Raw genomic sequence first — 17,984 nt, 5'->3', positions numbered from 1 at the left:
CTTGGGGGCTGCTCCCTCGCATCACCAGGAGGACGTGATGGCAGCACCCACCATTGACGGGTTCAAGGCCGAGGCCGCGCGCGTCGGCGTCACCGGCCGTATCGATATCGCGGAGGTCGGCGCGGACGCGCCCCGCGACATGAGCGCGCTCGATTCCCAGATATTCACCAACCTCGGGTACATCTCCGACGACGGCGTGACCGAGAACCGCGATGAGGACAACGAGGAGTTCACTCCCTGGCAGGAGAACTCGCCGATCCGCATCGAGATCACCAAGTCCACGGTGAGCTTCGAGTTCGTGCTCTGGCAGTCGACCGCGGCGACCGCCGGGTTCTACTTCGGTGTCTCCAAGGCCGACATGCGCAAGAACCCCGACGGCTCGGTCTACTTCGAAGAGGGCGGCAAGCCGGACCTCAAGCGCAACCAGCTCGTCCTCACTGTCGTCGACGGCGAGCACGCGCGACGCGTCGTCCTGGCCAACGCTCAGGTCACTGAGCGCCAGGAGATCTCGTACAAGTCCGACGAGATGATCGGCTACGGCGTCACCGTCACCGGCTACCCCGGCCCGGACGGCTGGTCCGCCCGCCGAATCTTCGCCGAGAACTGGGATGACGTTGGCGAGATCGAGGACGCGACGCCGGAAGAGCCGACCAATCCGGAGGTCCCTTGACCGCCGTGCCGGGGCCGGACCTCTTCCCCGGCGCGGCGCTGTTCCCCGGAGGTGACGCCTGATGGCCGGCTACACGCCCAAGGAATGGAAAGACGGCAAGGACGGCGGCACGCCGATCGACGCCGCCGAACTCAACCGCATCGAGGGCGGAATAGACGCCGCGACCACCAGCGTCGACGGTCTGCGCTCCGACAGTGACGCGCTCACGGGCCGCGTCACAGCGCTGGAGGCGCAGAACGCCGCTCTCGAAGCCCGCGTAGCCGCTCTGGAGTCACCGAGCGGCGAATAGACGGTCAGTCCGTAGGGGCTGACTACGCGATCGGGCCGGGAATTTTGATGCTGGCAGGCTCGCCCGGCCCGATCGCACCCCCATGTCGAAACTCGCCTGCCAGCGATCACCGAAAAGAAGGAGCCTGCCATGGCCGATATCGACCTCGATCAGATCCTCGAGAAGCGCGCAGAAGCGCGCGGCGACGAGGGCAATACGTTCACGTTCACATTCAAGGGCCAGGAATTCACGGCTCGGGACCCGCAAATGCTCTCCGACGAAGAGAAGGAAGAGCTTGACGAGCTCGGAGACAATGACATCGACGTCGCCGAATGGTTCCTGTGTGGACCGGAGAAATACGACGCATTCCTCGCCGTCGGCGGTAGCTCGTCGATCTTCTTCAGGGCCATGAAGGCCTACACCGACAAGGTCACGGACGAGCTCGAGGGAAAACCTACACGGCCGAATCGGTCGCAGCGGCGTTCGGCGGCCTCGAAGAAGCGGAAGGCGCGCTAGAGCAGATCTACGGCCGGGACGTGATCGCGGAGTACTACCGCGGTGAGATCACTCTGCGACGATTCCGCGTCCTGGCCGAATGGGCACTCCAGCAGGTCGCTGACGGCAAGCCCTACACGATGACCGACCGCCTCCTGTGGCTCCTCGTCCGGCGCATAGAGGAGAACACGGTCGTCGTCGGTAAGGCGCTCGGCAACAAGAAGCTCCGGCTCCCCAAGAAACACCCGGATTACCCGTGGTCTGAGAGCGAGGACGACTCGCGAATCCAAATCGGCGGCCGGGGCGAGCACTCATCCGACGAAGTCATGGACTTCCTCGATTCCAAATAGCAGAAGGAGACAGCGTGGCTGGTTCGGTCATTTACGTGCCCGTAGCAGGCTCCTTCAAGGGAATGGGTGCGCAATTCGCCAAGGAAATCTCCGGCGCGGCGAAGCGCGGTATGGGCGTCGCGTCCTCGGAGATGGAATCGCAGGGCCGCGATGCCGGCCGCAAGGCGGGTGCGGCAACCGCGGCCGGCCTCGCGTCTCAGCAGAAGCAGATCGAGCGGGTCTCGAAGCAACTCGCGACCGCTCGATCTGCCGAAGCTGATGCGGCCAGCGCGGTCCGCATCGCTGAGCAAAAGCTCCAGGAGGTTCGCAGTAACTCCGGTGCGAAGAGCAGTCAGGTCGTTCGGGCCGAAGAACAACTCGCCGCGGCGCAGCGTCGTCAGATCGCCGCGAGTGCCGAGGCGGTGTCGGCGTGCGGCCAACTCGACAGAGTTCGCTCCGGCGAGGTCGCTACCGCATCGAGCGTGATTCGAGCTGAGTCGCAGCTCTCGCAGGCCCGCGTGCGATCCGAGGACGCGATCGGCAAGGTCCGGATCGCTGAGGCGCGGTTGACCGAATTGCAGGACTCAGGTAAGGCGACCAAGTCGCAGTTGATGACCGCCGAGGAGGCGGTCACTCGCGCGCGCCGGGGGGCGGCCAGCGCGGCCGATCAGGTTCGTTCCAGCGAAGCACTACTGAAGGCCGCGCAGGACGACGCCGCGAACTCTGCCCGGCGTGCGGCCGCCGGCGCCGACGAGTCGGCCTCCGCGAATAGGCGCGCCGCCGGTTCGGCCGGCGAGGTCGGGCGAGCGTACGGATCGGCGCACCCGTCGGTGCAGAGCTTCGGCACTTCGATCATGAGCGCAGCCAAGCGCGCTCTCGGCGCCGCGGGCGCATTCGCCGGCCTCGCTGGTGCGGGATCAGTACTCAAGTCGGGATTCGACCGCCTGATGAACATTCAGCGCGCCGAGATCCAGTTCAAGAACGTCGGCCTGACGTCCGAGCAGACGAAGAAGCAGATGGCCACGCTCACCGAGCAGGTCACTGGCACTTCGGTCTCGCTGGCCGACGCCGCCAAGTACAGCGCGATGTTCGCCCAGTCCGGCGTCCAGATGGGCAAGCCCATGGACGACGCGATCAAGGCGTTCACCAACCTCTCGGCCGCCGCACAGGGCACCGGGATCGACGTCGGCCGCATCCTCCAGCAGGTCTCGGCCTCCGGAAAGATGGACGCGGGCGTCCTCAATCAGCTCTCAGACGCGGGCGTCAACGCCGCGGAGTATCTGTCGAAGTCCACCGGTAAGTCCGTAGCCGAGGTCCGCAAGATGACCTCCGAAGGCAAGATCAGCTTCGAGCAGCTCGTCGGTGCCATCAACTCCGGCATGGGCACCTACGCCCAGGAAATGGGGCAGACCCTTCCGGCCAAGCTCGCGAACATGAAGACGGCGCTGGCCAGTGCCGCCGCCACAGCGCTCGAGCCGATCATTCCGCTCGTCACCCGACTTGCCGACGCCCTGACAACTGGATTCAAGAAGGCAACCCCGGCCATCAAGCTCGTGCAGAATGCCCTCGCTGAGTTCGGCGGGTGGGTGAAGCGCAATCAGGAGTGGATCACGCCGCTGGCCGCCGCGATCGGCGCCGCCGCTACCGCCTGGGGAGTGTGGACCGGAGCGATCAAGCTCTGGAATCTCGTCACCAAGGGGGCGATGGCCGTCCAGGCCGCGTTCAACGCGGTCATGGCCGCAAACCCGGTGATGCTCGTCGTGATGGCGATCGCGGCCCTCGTCGCTGGACTCGTCGTTGCGTACAAGAAGTCCGAGGCTTTCCGGAACGTCGTGCAGGGCGCGTGGAACGGCATCAAGAACGCTGCGCTCGCCGCGTGGAACAACGTCCTCAAGCCTGCGATCGATGGACTCGTCGCCGGGTTCAAGTGGGTCTGGCAGGCCGTCCAGCCGGTGATCAACTTCGTGAAGCGTTTCTGGCAGGTGCTGCTGTTCGGCCTCGGTCCGATCGGCGCGATCATCGGCATCATCGTCCAGTTGGTTAAGCACTGGGACACCGTCAAGACCGTCTTCTCCACCGTGTGGGGCGTCATCAAGCCGATCCTGAGCGGATTCCTGACTGTCGTGAAGTACATCGGCGCGATCGTCGCGACGGTCATCATCGGCACCGTTCTGGTCGCCTGGAACCTCCTGAAGGCAGCGGTGCAGCTCGCCTGGGTCGTGATCCAGCCGATCCTCAACTTCTTCATGGCCGGCCTGCGGCTGCTCGGCTCAGTTGCGACCTGGCTGTGGCAGACGGTCATGATGCCCGTCTGGAACGGCATCAAGGCTGTCATCGGGTTCTTCTGGGCTGGCGTGCAGGTCGTCTTCAACGCCTTCATGGCGGTGATGCGCGTGGTCGCGACGGTCGCCAACTGGCTCTGGCAAACAGTCATGGTCCCGGTCTGGAACGGCATCAAGGCCGCGGCGCAGTTCATGTGGCTCGGCATCTCGACCATCTTCGGGTGGTTCCGCGCAGGCGTCACCGCCCTCGGAAGCGTCGTCCAGTCGATCGCGAACGCCGTCATCATCCCGGTCTGGAACGCGCTGAAAGCCGCCGCGGGGTTCATGTGGAACGGCATCAGAGTCATCTTCGACGCGATGAAGAAGGGCTGGGACCTGCTCGGTAAGGGCATCCGGATGGTCGTCGACAATGTCGTCAAGCCCGCCTTCGAGGGATTCAAGCGCGCACTGGCTGTGGTCGGCGACTTCTTCGGCTCGGTCGTACGCGGCATCGGCAATGCGTGGGACAAGATCAAGTCGTTCGTGGCCAAGCCGATCAACTTCGTCATCGGCACCGTCTGGAACAACGGTCTGCTCAAGGCGTGGAACAAGGTCGCGAGCTTCCTGCCGGGCCTCAAGGAGATGTCACCTCTGCCCGAGGTCGCGTTCCGTCACGGCGGCCCGGTCCCGATGTCTCAGGGCGCAACCCGCGGCAAGGACTCGGTTCATGCGCTGATGATGCCCGGCGAGCACGTCTGGGACGTCATGGACGTCGTCCGCGCCGGCGGGCACGAGGTGATGTACGCGATGCGCGCCATGATCGAGCGGGGTATCCCGTTCACCTGGGGCGCGGCCCGCGGACTGGAGGCGCACCCGAAGGTTGCCGGGGCGATTGCGCAAGCCCCGTCTGCCGCTCCAATCGGCGGATTCCTGCACGCGGCCGAGATTCCCGGATTCAAGGACGGCGGCGCGGTCGCGGAAGCGCCGGCCGCGTGGGAAGGCCAACTCGCCCGCGGGCACGCGTGGGCTAAGGCGCAGAACGGCAAGCCATACCTGGCCGGCAACCAATTCCCAGCCGGTGCGGACTGCTCGGGTTACATGTCGGCCCTGGCCTCGGTGATCATTTCGGGCAACGACAAGGGCCACTGGGCGACTCCGGCGTTCCCGGCCGGTCAGGGCGACCGCGTCAGTGCCGCGGGGCAGCCATGGGTCAAGGGCCTCTCGCGCGGATTCTCGATCGGCATCAAGGGTGGTCCGGACTCGGGCGGTCAGAACGGCCACACCGCGGGCACCCTGTCGGCAGTCAAGGGCTTCTCGGCAGTCAATGTCGAGTCGGGCGGCAGTCACGGCAACATCGCATACGGCGGCCCCGCAGTCGGTGCCGATCATCCGCAGTTCCCTGGCCGGTACCACCTATCGATCGGCTCCGACGGAGCCTTCGAGGCCGGCGGCAGTGGCCCTTCGCCCGAAGAGCAGATGGGGATCATCAAGAAGAAGATCTCCGAGTTGCTCGACAAGGCCCTCAACCCGATCAAGAGCGGCATGGGCCGCATGATCGGCACCCCACCTCCGGAGTGGCTGGGCATCCCGCCACGCATGCTCGACTGGTCGAAGAAGCAGGTCCTCGACGAGTTCTTCAAGATCGTCGGTGGTCTCGGCGACAAGCTCCGCTCGGTCTACGAGGGCGCGAAGAAGGTCAAGAACGTCGTCACCGGCGCGGTCAAGAGTGTCTACGACAACACCCTCGGCAAGATGCTGCCGTTTGCCGATGGCGGAGCTGTCGAGCCGGGGCTGTGGCGTGACAAGGGCGGCTACATTCCGCCCGGAAAGTCTGTGGTCACCAACGAGACGGGCAAGCCCGAAGCAGTCCTGAATTGGGACCAGGTCGAGCTGCTGAAGAAGCTCCTCGAGCTGGCGCAGCAGACCGGAAAGGACGCGCTCAAGGAGACCGTTGGCGGCGTCGCGGACTTCTTCGGATTCAAGACGATCTCGGACAAGTTGTACGACGCCGTCGAGTCTCGGATGAACCAGGGCGCGGACGCCACCGACTCGACCTCGCAGTCCGACGATGCCGTCGCCTCAACCCGGCAGAGCGACGACGCTCTCGAAGCAACCGAGCAGAGCCAGGACGCGATCGATTCGACCGAGCAGTCCGGAACCGCGTACACCGACCCGACCTACGGCGATCCGAACGCGACGTACCAGACGCACGAAGAGAAGTCGACGACGCCAATGCCCGACATGGGCACCTCGCACACCTACCAGCCTGGCGCCGGCGCCGAGCAGTGGCGCCCGATGGCCATCGAGGCGATCAAGCGTGTCGGGCTGTCGACGGCCAAGCCGCAGGTCGACGCGATGATCAGCCAGATCCAGTCTGAATCGGGCGGCGACCCGAACATCGCGCAGCAGATCTCGGATGTCAACGGCACCGGCGAGGGGGCGGGAGTCGGCCTGCTGCAGATCATCCCCTCGACCTTCGCTGCACACCGTGACCCGTCCCTGCCCGACGATCGTCGCAATCCGATGTCGAACATGGTCGCGGCGCTGCGCTACTACAAGTCGCGCTACGGCGACGACCTCACCGCGCAGTGGGGCCACGGACACGGCTACGACTCGGGCGGCTGGCTGAAGCCCGGTCTGACCATGGCCGTCAACAAGACCCGCAAGCCCGAAGCGGTTCTGACCGCGGGCCAGTGGGGCCGGATCGACGCCATGCTCGAGGCACTCCCGTCGGCCGCCGAGTTCAAGGCCGCAGCCGCTGTGACCGCCGCACAGCCGATGCGCGCTTCCGACGCCGACATGGACGACGTTCCCGTCGATCCGCGCAGCCGCGGGCAACTGCATCAGCACTTCCACACCGAGGACGTCTCCGATGCGGTGCGCAAGGCGACCCGCGAGCAACGCCGCCTGTCCCGGTCTGATGCCCTCGTCGGAGGTCTGTAAATGGCTGCCACCCTCACCGATCACACGATTGTCGAGCTCATCTCGCCGCACGGCGAACGTGTCCGGCTCTCTGGCGCCAAGGGCGGCGATGAACTCGGTGCGTGGCTCGATGTGTCAGGCCCCGACGGACTCGGTCACGTCGACATCGATGACATCTTCGACGCCGCTGCGAGGCAGTGGGGCGAGACCAAGGTCGGCGAGACGATGAATCACGCCGAGCTCGACCTCCCGCTGTTCATCCTCGGGTCGAGTCCCGACGACTTCCGTCGTCGCCGTGAGCACTTCAAGACGATCGTCCGCCGGCACGAGCTCGGCTGGCTCGTCACTTACAGCAATGCCGTCGGCTGGCGTTGGGTCGGGGTCAAACTCGGCGAGCTCAAGCCGCTCGTGCCGTTCGATCCGAGAATCACCCGCGGTGCGAAGTTCGAGATGACCCTGATCGTCGAGGCCCCACTAGCGCGCGAGGCCGACTACGCCGACTCGTGGGACAACGAGACCGGAACCGGAAAGGGCTCCCTCTCGTTGTACCCCGGCCCGGAGTGGGACGCCTGGCCGCAGTTCGTGATCCAAGGCCCCGGGGAAGTGACGCTGTCGTACGCGGGCAACAAGATCATCCATCCGGCCGCCAACGCCGGTGAGCAGATCCTGGTCAACACCGACGAGGCACGCCCGACCGTGCGGTCCTCGACGGGCCGCAACCTCTGGCCGCTGATGAAGGGCCAGAAGTACCGCAAGCCCATACCGGCCGGGAAGGTCACGACCGTCCAGATCGAGGTCAAGGGCGGCTCGCGCGAGACCCAGGTCTACGCCCGCTGCGCCTGGCGTCATGAGGGACTGCTGTGACCGCGGTGCGGGACGCGTACGCCAGCCTCACCCAGGCCGAGGCGGACGAGCGTGACGAGTACCTGAACCCGTCGGCGTACGTCGAGTTCAAGACCAAGGACATGAAGACCTGGGGCATCTGCGGTGACTACCGTGAGCTCAAGTTCACCGACCAGAAGAACAAGTCGGGCTCGCTCAACATCACCGTCCCGGACGACGACCACTGGCATGCATACTTCGACGGCCAGCCCAAGCGCACTGTCCGGCCGATCGTGGTGCGATTGCCGCACTACACGACGCTGTGGATCATCACCGACTTCACCCGCGTTCGGAAAGGGTTCAAGCGCTACTACGAGGTCTCCGCGGTTGGCGCGCTCGAGTACCTGAACTGGATGCGGATCTGGCCGTGCCCGTGGTTCCCTCCTGAATTCCAGCCGATCAAGTTCTGGTTCGGACTCGGCCCCGCGGCCTCGGTCATGTCCGGAGCGTTCGCGGCAAACGCCGTGCGCCTGCAGGCTTCTCTGTGGTCGATTCCAACCGGCAACCTGCTCGATCTGAAGTCGTGGAACATCCTCAAGACCGCCATGCACCCGCTGATGGTGAACCCGCGGCACAAGCTCTTGGGAGACACCACGCCGTGGATCGCCTCCAGCTGGCGCATGGACAAGATGATGGACGCCTTCACCGAGGTGTGCGACGCCGAGAACATGCAGATCACGGCGACATTCGTCGATCCGGACGTCGATCCGCAACCGTTCCCTGAGTACGCGACCATCACCGAACCCAAGCTGATCTTCGACTTCGTGGAGAAGGGCGCACCGGTCGGATGGACCGGCACCATCGTCGACGGATTCTTCCGAACTGGACTGCAGATGGCCGACGACGCCATGAAGTGGATCCTCTATCCGATCCTCGGCGAAGAGAACTACGACGACTACCTGCAGAAGGCAGCCGGCGCCATCGCAGACAAGCCGATCGCGGTCTACACCACCGGCGACTACAGCCCTGTCGACGAGTTCGAACAGACCACCCACACCGGGCTGGCCACTCGTATCACCGCGGGAGGCAAGAGTCCCGACTGGCTGAACAACACCGTGGTGTCGGGCATGAACTTGATACTTGGCGCGCTCGGCTCAGCATTCGGCCTCGCCGGCCTGTCGCTGGGCATCTTCGATGGCCTGGTCAAAGACACGATCATGGCCTTCCACTCGGACGAAGACCTGCGGGCAGCGAACGAGGCAGGGCCGTGGCGGTTCCGGGAGGACTTCGCCGAGTCGGCGTCGACGGGCCTGACGCTGAACACGTTCGCCGGGATGAAAAACCAGCACTTCAAGAACCGGGCGTACGTCTCGCACGCGATCACCGCCAGTAACGGCAGCCCGTACTACATCGGGAAGGACCTGCAGCTCGGTGACCTGATCGGCGTCGAGATGGCCGACGGCAAGGTCGAGGTCGACTACCTCGAGGAGATCACCTACGAGGACAGCCGCTCGGTGCGCGGCCGGTACACGCTGCAGATCGGCCGCCCCGACGCCGAGCGTGAGCCCGGCTCGATCGCGCTCGGCAAGATCCGGTCGCTCGGCACCTGGATCACCCGACTGGCACTCAGCGAATAGGAGACGGCGCATGGCTGAGAACATCCTCAACTACGACCACGGCATCACGCCGCAGGAGCAGTATTGGGACTGCGGACCCGCGTCCACGCAAGTCATCCTGTCGGGCCGCGGGAAAGTCGTCGACGAGAACACCCTGATCCGCGAGATCGGAACCACCGTCAGGGGCACCAACGACGTCAACGACGTCCGCCCAGTCCTGCAGCGCCGCACCGGCGTCGACTGGATCACCCGCCATGCCGACGGCGATCCGATGTCGCAGCGCATGAAGGACCAGCTGTGGACTGACGTGCGACGCTCGATCGCCGCCGGGTTCGGCGTCCTCGTGAACTGGGTGGCGCCGCCGTCGAACTACCCGCGCGGCGTCAAGGGCAGTATCAGCCCGGCGTATTCGGGTGGCACGGTGCGGCACTACGTCGCGGTAATGGGGATCGACGAGGCCGCGCGTGCCGTCTGGGTCGCCGACCCCGGCTTCTCGCCGTTCGCGTACTGGCTGAGCTTCGATCAGCTGGCGACGCTGATCCCGCCGAAAGGCTGGTGCGTCGTCGCCGAGTCGGTCACCGCGACACCAGCGCCGCCGCCGGCGCCGCAGCAGGGCATGACCGCGGAGACCCTCGCGGAGGCGATGGGCTGCAGCCCCGCACGCGCTCGCGAGATGCTGTCGGGGATGGTCGGCGCTATGCAGGCGGCGCAGATCACGACACCGCTGCGCGCGGCGCACTGGTGCGCGCAGATCGGCCACGAGTCCGGCGGGCTGGTCTACATGGAGGAGATCGCCGACGGCAGCGCATACGAGGGTCGCGCAGACCTCGGCAACGTGTACCCGGGCGATGGGATGCGCTTTAAGGGATCGGGGCCGATTCAACTCACCGGGCGCGCGAACTTCTCCCGGTTCTCCGAGTGGTGCTTCGCGAAGCGGTACACCACCAACCCTCGCGAGTTCGTTGACCATCCGGAGCGGGTACGCCGCGAACCGAAGTGGGGATTCCTCGCGGCGTCTTGGTATTGGACGGTCGCGCGGCCGCAACTCAACCCGCTCGCCGATCGGGATGACCTGATCGGCGTGACTCGCGCGATCAACGGCGGCACGAACGGTCTCGACGATCGCCGCGACCGACTCGCCCGGTGTAAGCGCCTCGGCGACAAGCTACTTCCACCCTCACCAGGAGGTCTCACAATGGACGCATCATCCGAGTTGACGAAGCGGTTCCCGTCCCGGTCGAAGTACCGCGCATCGGACGGACTCGTGGACACGATGGCGGGGTTCATCCTCAACATCGACGCCCGCATCCACGAAGAGTTCGTCGAGCGGAACGCACTGCTCGGTGATCCGGCGTGCGTGGCGCTGGTCAAGCGCGAAGCCGCCAAGGGTGACCCTGCGGCGCGCGGCATCCTCGCCAAGATCGGGGGCCAGGCATGAGCGCACGGCACCCCGGCACCGAGCACCTGCTGTCCCTGTTCACCTACGAGCATCTGCCGCCGTACCTCCAGCTCGTGTCGCGGCAGTTCGCTGACCTCGCCGACACGCTCGTCACCAACCTCGGTGACGGCCCGGAGCTATCGACGGCGCTCCGCAAGCTCGTCGAGGCGAAGGACTGCGCGGTCAGACAGGCGGTCATCGACTTCAGGAGCGCCGAATGAGCGCGCCGGTGATCCTGTCGAGCGTCCTCGACGCCGCGATCAAGGACCAGCCCTGGTACCGCCGGTACAGCAACACGATCACCGCCGCCGCAGCCGGGGTCGTCGCGCTCGGCACGTGGGTGACGATGACCTGGACCGACCTACCGCCGGTCGTCGCGACCATCATCGGCGGCGTCGTCATGGTCGCCGGCGTCCTCGCGCAACGCTCCACGAAGAACGGATTGACCCCGCGGGGCACGCGGGAGACTCTCGACGTGATCGCCCCGACGATCGAGGGTGTCGTCGCCGACGCGGCGGCCGGTGCACGCCAGACCGCGGGCGATGTGCTCGATGCGCACCGCGCCCAGATTCCCGACGCCATCGAGGCCAAGCTCGACGGACTCCTCGCCGCCCTCGGACAACAGCAGGCGTCACCGCAGGCCAGCGCCAACATATCGGCGCCGTCGATGAGTTCGGACACGCTCGATCTCGCGCGGTCTCGGGGCTGGTCTGAGCACGACCCGCGGTTCCTCGGCCTCCCTCCTGAGCAGTCGGCTCAACGATTCCTCGATGCACTCGACACCAGCCCCGGCGGACGGCACGTGCTGTGAACTGGTGGCAGCAGTTCATCCGCGGCGATCCCGCAGCCATCCACCGGACGTTCAACTCGATCATGATGACCACGTACTGGCTGGCGGGGTGGTCCATGCTCGTCGGTCACGTGCCCTCGGCAGTACTCGACACCATGGGGACGAGCTGGCACCACATCTGGCTGGTTCTCCTGCTCGTCGGCCCACCCCTGTCCGTCGTGGGCACCCACCTGCCGAATCGCTGGCTCGGCTTGTGGGTCCGGGTCGCCGGGAACACCTCCGTGTACGGGGCCCTCATCGCGCTCATCACCGCGGTATCGATCGCCAACGGTGCGTTGACGTGGACCGCATGGACCGGAATCGGACTGTCGGCGTGCACCTTGCTCCTGATCGTGGTCGACCTGTTCACGCTGCACCGCGCAGCGAAGGAGGCGTCCAATGGACGTTCCTAGTTTGGTCGTTGCCATCGGCGGCAGCTCGGTCCTCGCGGCACTCATAACCGGCCTGGTAACCGGGCTGTTTGGGCGCGGGAAGAACCGCGCCGACGCCGCGAAGCAGCTGACCGAGATCGCGACCGGGATGACCAAGACGATCAACGAACAGTTCACCGATCTCGGCACGAAGGTCGACCACCTCGCCGATGCCGTCGTCGAGCTCACCGACAGCGTCGACACCGCCGTCCCACTGCTGAGGGATCAACACCCCGACGTCGCACAGTCACTACGCGATCGAAACCGCGAGACCAGACAAGCACTCAGGAGAATCCTATGACCGACCAGAAGGCCTACGCCGTCGACGACCCGACAGTGATCCGCCTCGGCCGCTTCCTGCGCAACGCACCCCTGAAGAACGGCACGCCGGCCCAGGTGCCGGCCGGCATTTCCGAGCTGCTGGCGCAGGCGGTGTGCAACTACACCCAGAACCTCGTCTGGGACCACGAAGGCCAGCGCTACGTCGAGCTGCAGAAGTGGGAGTCGCTGCCCGATCTGGAGGACGTGGCGGTCGAGACCATCGGCGACAACGAAGCCGTCCGGATGATCCACCGCGGCACCGGCCTGAGTGCGCTCGGCGAGGACTACGACGACGCGTGGAAGCAACTGCGAGAGAAGGTGGCCGCACATGCCTGACGACCCGATCGAGAAGCTGTCGGTCGAGCTGGAAATCTACGGCATCCCGCAGCCGCCGGACGCGCCGCCGATGACCGACACTTACCTCCATGTCCGCCGTCGTCAGGACGGTGCGGGCGAGCGCGCAGTGATGGGTCTGCCCGCTTATCAGGGCGAGCAAGGGCCGCCCGGTCGACCCGGGGCGATACACCAGGGAGAGCGGACGACTGCCGAACTCGAAGCGCTCAAGACCGCCCTGGGCACCGAGCACACCAACTGGGCCTACCGAAACACCGACACCAACGACCAGTACGTGTGGACCGGATCGATGTTCGTCATCTACCACGGCGTCTACGCAACGCCAGGACCCGTCGGCCCAGCGCCGACGATGCGGCCCGGCGACCTGACCATCAACGGGCAGAAGGTCGACGACGGGTTCGGCGTCCGGATCGGCGGCGGGTCAGCGGGGTCCTACAGCATCGGCCTCGACCTGCCGCCCATGCCGAAGGGGGACAAGGGCGACGCGGGCCCGTCAGGGTCGATCTACGACAGCGTCGACGTCGACCAGGACATCCCGCCGACAAACGGCGACGTTCTGGCCTACAACGCTGAAACCGAGTTGCTGGTGTGGTCGCCCGGCGGCTACTGGATCGAGGAGTATGTCGTCCCGCCGTCGGGATTCCCGGACGTGTCCAAGTCTCGCACCGACACCCGCGCCGAACTCGTAGTCGTGACGATTCCGGCCAAGACGTTCCCGTACCGACTCGACTTCACCGGTGGCGTCGACATCAACGCGTACTCGGGACACCAGGTCGACATCGAAATCCGCCGCGACAACGCCACCACGGGAACCCTGGTCGGCATCGGTATCGGCTCCGACGGCGGCGGCTGGTCGAATGTGGCGATCCGCGCGTTCTCCGATGTCGCGATCGACCCGAGCAACCGCGTGGCCGTCATCGAACCTGGAACGCCGATCACGCTGTACGTCGCCGCGGTGAAACGCGCCGGCACGCTCCGCGATTGGAGTGTCCGCAGCAACTACGCGCAGCTGCGGGTTCGGCTGCTGAGGGTCCGCTGACATGGCTGTCGGGCGCGACAGGTTCTACTTCCCGCCGCCGTCGACGTCGACCGACTACGACTCGATGGTCGACAAAGTCGAGGGCATCAGCGAGGGGATCGCCTCAGCGGAGGAAACACGCCAGATCCGCGACAGCGTCGGGAAGCTCCAAGAGGGCCAGGAGGCGCTGAACAACCGCACGGATCTGTTGTCGCCCCTGCTCGACTACGGATCGGCCTACGCGTCGACAGCGAACGGGATAACCAACACGGGGCAGTTCTCCTACAGCAACCAGATCGGCCCCATGCAGGCGTGCCACATCGCGAATGGCCGCTTGATCCTCGAGGAGAAGGGCCTGTGGAATCTGAGTGCCCGCATCTATATCGACTACACCGTCTCGCCGATCGGACTCGATGTCGCCTGGGAGGTTCGCGTCCTCGCTCCCGACGGGTCCATCTTCTCAACCACCGAAGACGTCTACACCGGCGGTAGCGCACAGACTCGCGAGATCAACACGTCAGTCGTGGTTCCCGACGCGGGATACCAGGTGCAGGTCTATGTGCGAACACTGCTTGTCGGCCGCTGGATCCGCGGCGGCGACCACCGTTCCCGCCTGACGGTCCAGCACATCAGCAGGTCCACTGAATCTCCCATCTAAAAGGAGCCATCCCCATGGCCGACGAGTACACCTACGTCCACATCACCGGATCCTGGGCGCACCTGATCGACGACGGCGTTCTCGACGACGACGCGCTGCCCGACGAGGTCCTGCCCACCGGCAAAGTCGTGTTCACGCCGAACCTCGGCTCGTACGGCTCGCTACCGACCGGACTGCCCTCGCGCTCAGTATCCGCCTCGCCGATCACCGGGCTGATCGTCGACGGCCGCCTGCGGGATCTGCAGCGCCGCGACGGCGTCGAGCTCGTCGGAGCCATCGGCGACTACCCGGTGTGGTGGACCGCGACTGCCGAGCTGTGGTGGAACAACAAGAAGCTCCCGGGCCGCACGGTCCAGTTCGCCGCCAACGGCAATCGAGAGTTGCACCTGAACGATCTGATCGACGCCGGTGACCTGCCGCGCGACTACTGGCCGGCCTACCTCGACGCCGCGGCGTCAGCGGCGCGCGCCGAGGTTGCCGCCGACTCGGCAAAGGCCAATGCCGACCGCGCGGAGTTCGTCGCTGAGACGATCTCCGACATCGGCGAGCAGGTCGACCAGGTCAACGCGTACCTCGGCGAGACACGAACGGCCCGCGATGAGGCTCAGGCCGCCGCGGCATCGACCGCCGATGACCGTGCGCACATTGACCAGGTCGTCGCCGACGGTGCCGCCGCGATCCGCGACCACGTTCAAGCCGACGCCGACCGCGCGCAGAATCAGGCGAGCATCGCTGGTGCGCGCGCTGCCGACGCTGCGGCCGCCGCGACCGCCGCCGCCACGTCGGAAGCCGCGGCAGCCGCCTCGGCGACAACTGCTGGACAGAAGGCCACCACCGCAACACAGAAGGCGACTGCCGCCGAAACATCAGCGAACCAGGCCGGAGCGTCGGCGGGATCGGCGCAGACCTTCCGGAACCAGGCGGAATCGTTCGCTGGCGCAGCACAGTCCGCCGCCGACACGGCCGCGCAGGAAGCGGCCGACGAGACCGTCGAGATCTTGACCCAAGCCGTCGCTGCCGACCGCGCCGCGGCCGCCGCGGCGGCGACTGCAGCCGGAACCTCGGCCGGCAACGCCAAGGACTCGGAGGACAACGCCGCAGCATCCGAATCGTCGGCGATGGCCGCCGCTGCTGCCGCGGCGGCCTCGGAGTCGAACTCCGCCGCTTCGGCGACGTCGGCATCCGGGTCGGCTGATGACGCGCAGTACTGGGCATCGCAGGCCTCCGAGGTCGTCGGGTCCGGCGTCCCGTCGGCGACCAAGACCGTGAAGGGAGCGGTCATGCTCCCCGGGGAGGCGCCCGGCGAGCTCGGCGGCACCTTCGACCATCCGACGGTCACCGGGTGGTCGAGCAAGGCCGACCTCGTGGGCGGGAAGATCCCGGTCTCACAGATTCCGGCTCAGGCGACGCACGAGTCAGTAGTGGTGGCCAGTACGGCTGAGCGTCTCGCGTTGACCACCGCGCAGGTACAGCCCGGTGACGTCGCGATCCAGACCGGCAACCCCGGCCGAGGTACGTACATCCTGCAGGCCGAGGACCCGTCGGCTGAGGGCTCGTGGGTACTCCAGGTCGCACCGACCGACGCCGTCTCGTCAGTGAACGGCTACCAGGGCATCGTCGTCCTCGGCAAGGGTGACGTCGGGTTGAGCCTCGTCGACAACACCAGCGACCTCAGCAAGCCTGTCAGCGGTCCACAGCAGGACGCGCTCGACACGAAGGTCGACAAGACGATCAGGGTTCAGCCCGGCCTTGGCCTCACCGGTGGTGGCGACCTGTCGACTGATCGCACCCTGTCGGTGCAGTTCGGCACCGACGCCGGAACCGCGGCTCAGGGCAACGACGGGCGGATTGCCGGTGCCGTCCAGGGCTCGCGAACGATCGCGACCTCCGGCGGACTGCAGGGTGGCGGAACGCTCGGCCAGAACCGAACGCTGTCGATCGCCGACGGCGGTGTCACGTTCGCGAAGCTCGCCGCCGGGCTGCTCCCATCCGATCTGTCGCTCATCGTGTTCGGCAAGGACAGCCCACGCGCGACCGGGGTCGGTGACAATCCGTTCGGTCACAAGTGCCAGCGAGCGATCACGATCAAGGGGTTCGACGTGCAGTGCCTGACCGCCGACGCGAGCGGGAGCCTCACTGTGGAACTGCGGAAGAACGGCGCCCCGATCGTTGGGACGTCGCATTCGGTGGCCGCGGCGGACCAGGTTGCGGGAAGCCGCAAGACGGGCTTGAACGTTCAACTCGCCGCCGGAGACGTTCTCACCGCTGCCGTCACCGGCGTCGGCGGGACGCCCGGGAACGGTCTCGCGGTCCACGTGGAGGCGGTGGTCGCGTGATCATCATGTCGGCCCCGCCGCCCGGCGGCGTTCCGGAGTACGTGGACTCGGTGGCCAAGGGCGGATCGTTCCCACCGAACTATGCCGACGCGATCCAGGTCGGTCCGCGCGGCGCCGTCCTGGTCGGAGTCCACACCAACAACGACACCTACATCGACACCGTCGTGGTGAAGGTCGGGGGTATCGCCGCGACGCTCATCGATGCGGCGCAGCGGTGGAAGCTGTTCATCGTGACGGGGCTACCCGCCGGGACCTCGATAGTGGAGGTGATCTGGTCCAGTCCTGGCAGCAATTTCTCGGGGAACTATGCCGCCATGTCGTTCTCGAACGTCGCATCGGTCGGTATCCCGCAGGTCACCACGACGACCCCCATCACGCTCACCAACAACGCCAAGCTGGCCGTTGGATTCTGGACGGCCGGCGGCGTCCGCACCGCCGCTGAGGGCGACGTCCTCCGGGTGGTGTCGCCGCGATTGACCGACGGCATTGCCATCCACGGCACCACCTCGGACGACGCCATCATGGGGCTCACCCAACCTCAACGCGGGGCGTGTCTGTGGCTCAACGCACCGCAACTACCGAATGAGCCAGTCGCGTCGGCCACCAACGGCACGACAGGATTGGCCACGGTCGAGATCACGCTGCCGGCCGCCGCGACGGTATTCGTGGCGGTTGCGGGAGTCGGAGGGGGCCCGCCCGCGGCATCGACCGTGACCTGCGGCGACATCACCGGAACGCAGGTGTACACGCACGCCGGAACCAATATCCGGCTGACGGTGGCACGCTTCGACTTACCCGCCGGGACGCACCTGATCACGAGCGACTCGGACCGCGCCATCGTTGCGGCCGCATACCGCGGTACAGCCACGCTCGGAACCCCTGTATGGGCGAGCGGCACAACGTCCGCAACGGCGCCCACCGGAGCGACGAAAGTGGCGATCTTCACGAGCGGCAATCAGGTGAGTGCGGCCAGCGCGGGCACGCTTCGGTCGACTGCCTACAAGGGCGGCGGATGGTCGTGCTCGGTGTCGATCGTGGAAGGCGCGCAGTCGTCGGTCTCCGGCGCCGAGGGGTCGGTCACGCTCCCGCTGACATAAGCCGTGCGACCTGTGCTGGGGCATACTCCTGGGCATGCTCGTCACCCTTCACGGCGGACCGCACGACGGCCGCATCATCGACGTAGACGCCGTTCCGCTGCGGTTGCCGGTCCTGATGC

The 17,984-nt window shown here is 66.3% G+C and carries 17 protein-coding genes; all 17 read left to right on the top strand.

The window, feature by feature from the left end:
* Window positions 1–37 precede the first annotated feature (37 nt).
* The 17 genes from Y710_RS16035 to Y710_RS15955 all read left to right on the top strand — a co-directional run bounded on the left by Y710_RS16035 (window position 38) and on the right by Y710_RS15955 (window position 17,865).
* Entirely contained in the window at window positions 38–670 is a 633-nt protein-coding gene (locus tag Y710_RS16035) for a phage tail tube protein (protein ID WP_062367902.1), read from the top strand.
* A 61-nt stretch (window positions 671–731) separates the two neighbouring features.
* Window positions 732–959 (top strand): hypothetical protein, encoded by a 228-nt coding sequence (locus Y710_RS16030; protein ID WP_062367901.1) that lies wholly within the window; start codon window positions 732–734, stop codon window positions 957–959.
* 129 nt (window positions 960–1,088) lie between these two features.
* On the top strand, window positions 1,089–1,454 hold the full coding sequence (locus tag Y710_RS16025; protein ID WP_062367900.1) for a hypothetical protein: 366 nt from the start codon (window positions 1,089–1,091) through the stop codon (window positions 1,452–1,454).
* 20 nt (window positions 1,455–1,474) lie between these two features.
* Window positions 1,475–1,783 carry a hypothetical protein gene (locus Y710_RS16020; RefSeq protein ID WP_062367899.1) on the top strand — a complete coding sequence of 103 codons (309 nt, stop codon included), beginning with the start codon at window positions 1,475–1,477 and terminating at the stop codon, window positions 1,781–1,783.
* A 14-nt stretch (window positions 1,784–1,797) separates the two neighbouring features.
* Entirely contained in the window at window positions 1,798–6,966 is a 5,169-nt protein-coding gene (locus tag Y710_RS16015; RefSeq protein ID WP_156479459.1) for a tape measure protein, read from the top strand.
* Complete coding sequence (locus Y710_RS16010) at window positions 6,967–7,809, top strand: hypothetical protein (protein WP_062367897.1); 843 nt, start codon at window positions 6,967–6,969, stop codon at window positions 7,807–7,809.
* Window positions 7,806–9,404, top strand: coding sequence for a Gp37-like protein (locus Y710_RS16005; protein WP_062367896.1), 1,599 nt, complete (start codon window positions 7,806–7,808; stop codon window positions 9,402–9,404). The genes Y710_RS16010 and Y710_RS16005 overlap by 4 nt, the downstream gene beginning before the upstream one ends.
* A gap of 10 nt (window positions 9,405–9,414) precedes the next feature.
* The gene (locus Y710_RS19180) at window positions 9,415–10,821 is read left to right on the top strand and encodes a C39 family peptidase (RefSeq protein ID WP_062367895.1); all 1,407 of its coding nucleotides are present in this window, start codon (window positions 9,415–9,417) and stop codon (window positions 10,819–10,821) included.
* Entirely contained in the window at window positions 10,818–11,042 is a 225-nt protein-coding gene (locus Y710_RS15995; protein ID WP_062367894.1) for a hypothetical protein, read from the top strand. The genes Y710_RS19180 and Y710_RS15995 overlap by 4 nt, the downstream gene beginning before the upstream one ends.
* On the top strand, window positions 11,039–11,632 hold the full coding sequence (locus Y710_RS15990) for a hypothetical protein (RefSeq protein ID WP_062367893.1): 594 nt from the start codon (window positions 11,039–11,041) through the stop codon (window positions 11,630–11,632). Before Y710_RS15995 ends, Y710_RS15990 begins: the two co-directional genes overlap by 4 nt.
* Window positions 11,629–12,063 (top strand): hypothetical protein, encoded by a 435-nt coding sequence (locus Y710_RS15985; RefSeq protein ID WP_062367892.1) that lies wholly within the window; start codon window positions 11,629–11,631, stop codon window positions 12,061–12,063. Before Y710_RS15990 ends, Y710_RS15985 begins: the two co-directional genes overlap by 4 nt.
* A gap of 1 nt (window position 12,064) precedes the next feature.
* Complete coding sequence (locus Y710_RS15980) at window positions 12,065–12,382, top strand: hypothetical protein (RefSeq protein WP_062367891.1); 318 nt, start codon at window positions 12,065–12,067, stop codon at window positions 12,380–12,382.
* Window positions 12,379–12,738 carry a hypothetical protein gene (locus tag Y710_RS15975; RefSeq protein WP_062367890.1) on the top strand — a complete coding sequence of 120 codons (360 nt, stop codon included), beginning with the start codon at window positions 12,379–12,381 and terminating at the stop codon, window positions 12,736–12,738. The genes Y710_RS15980 and Y710_RS15975 overlap by 4 nt, the downstream gene beginning before the upstream one ends.
* Window positions 12,731–13,795, top strand: a complete 1,065-nt coding sequence (locus tag Y710_RS15970) for a hypothetical protein (protein ID WP_062367889.1) — start codon at window positions 12,731–12,733, stop codon at window positions 13,793–13,795. The genes Y710_RS15975 and Y710_RS15970 overlap by 8 nt, the downstream gene beginning before the upstream one ends.
* A 1-nt stretch (window position 13,796) precedes the next feature.
* Window positions 13,797–14,432, top strand: coding sequence for a hypothetical protein (locus Y710_RS15965; protein ID WP_062367888.1), 636 nt, complete (start codon window positions 13,797–13,799; stop codon window positions 14,430–14,432).
* 14 nt (window positions 14,433–14,446) lie between these two features.
* The gene (locus Y710_RS15960; protein WP_062367887.1) at window positions 14,447–16,768 is read left to right on the top strand and encodes a hypothetical protein; all 2,322 of its coding nucleotides are present in this window, start codon (window positions 14,447–14,449) and stop codon (window positions 16,766–16,768) included.
* On the top strand, window positions 16,765–17,865 hold the full coding sequence (locus Y710_RS15955; RefSeq protein WP_062367886.1) for a hypothetical protein: 1,101 nt from the start codon (window positions 16,765–16,767) through the stop codon (window positions 17,863–17,865). The genes Y710_RS15960 and Y710_RS15955 overlap by 4 nt, the downstream gene beginning before the upstream one ends.
* Window positions 17,866–17,984: the final 119 nt, after the last annotated feature.

Origin of the sequence: Gordonia sp. QH-12 (assembly GCF_001578675.1) — a bacterium.
GTDB lineage: Bacteria > Actinomycetota > Actinomycetes > Mycobacteriales > Mycobacteriaceae > Gordonia > Gordonia sihwensis.
Note: the sequence above shows the minus strand (reverse complement) of the source record. Positions and strands in the feature narration are given on the sequence as shown.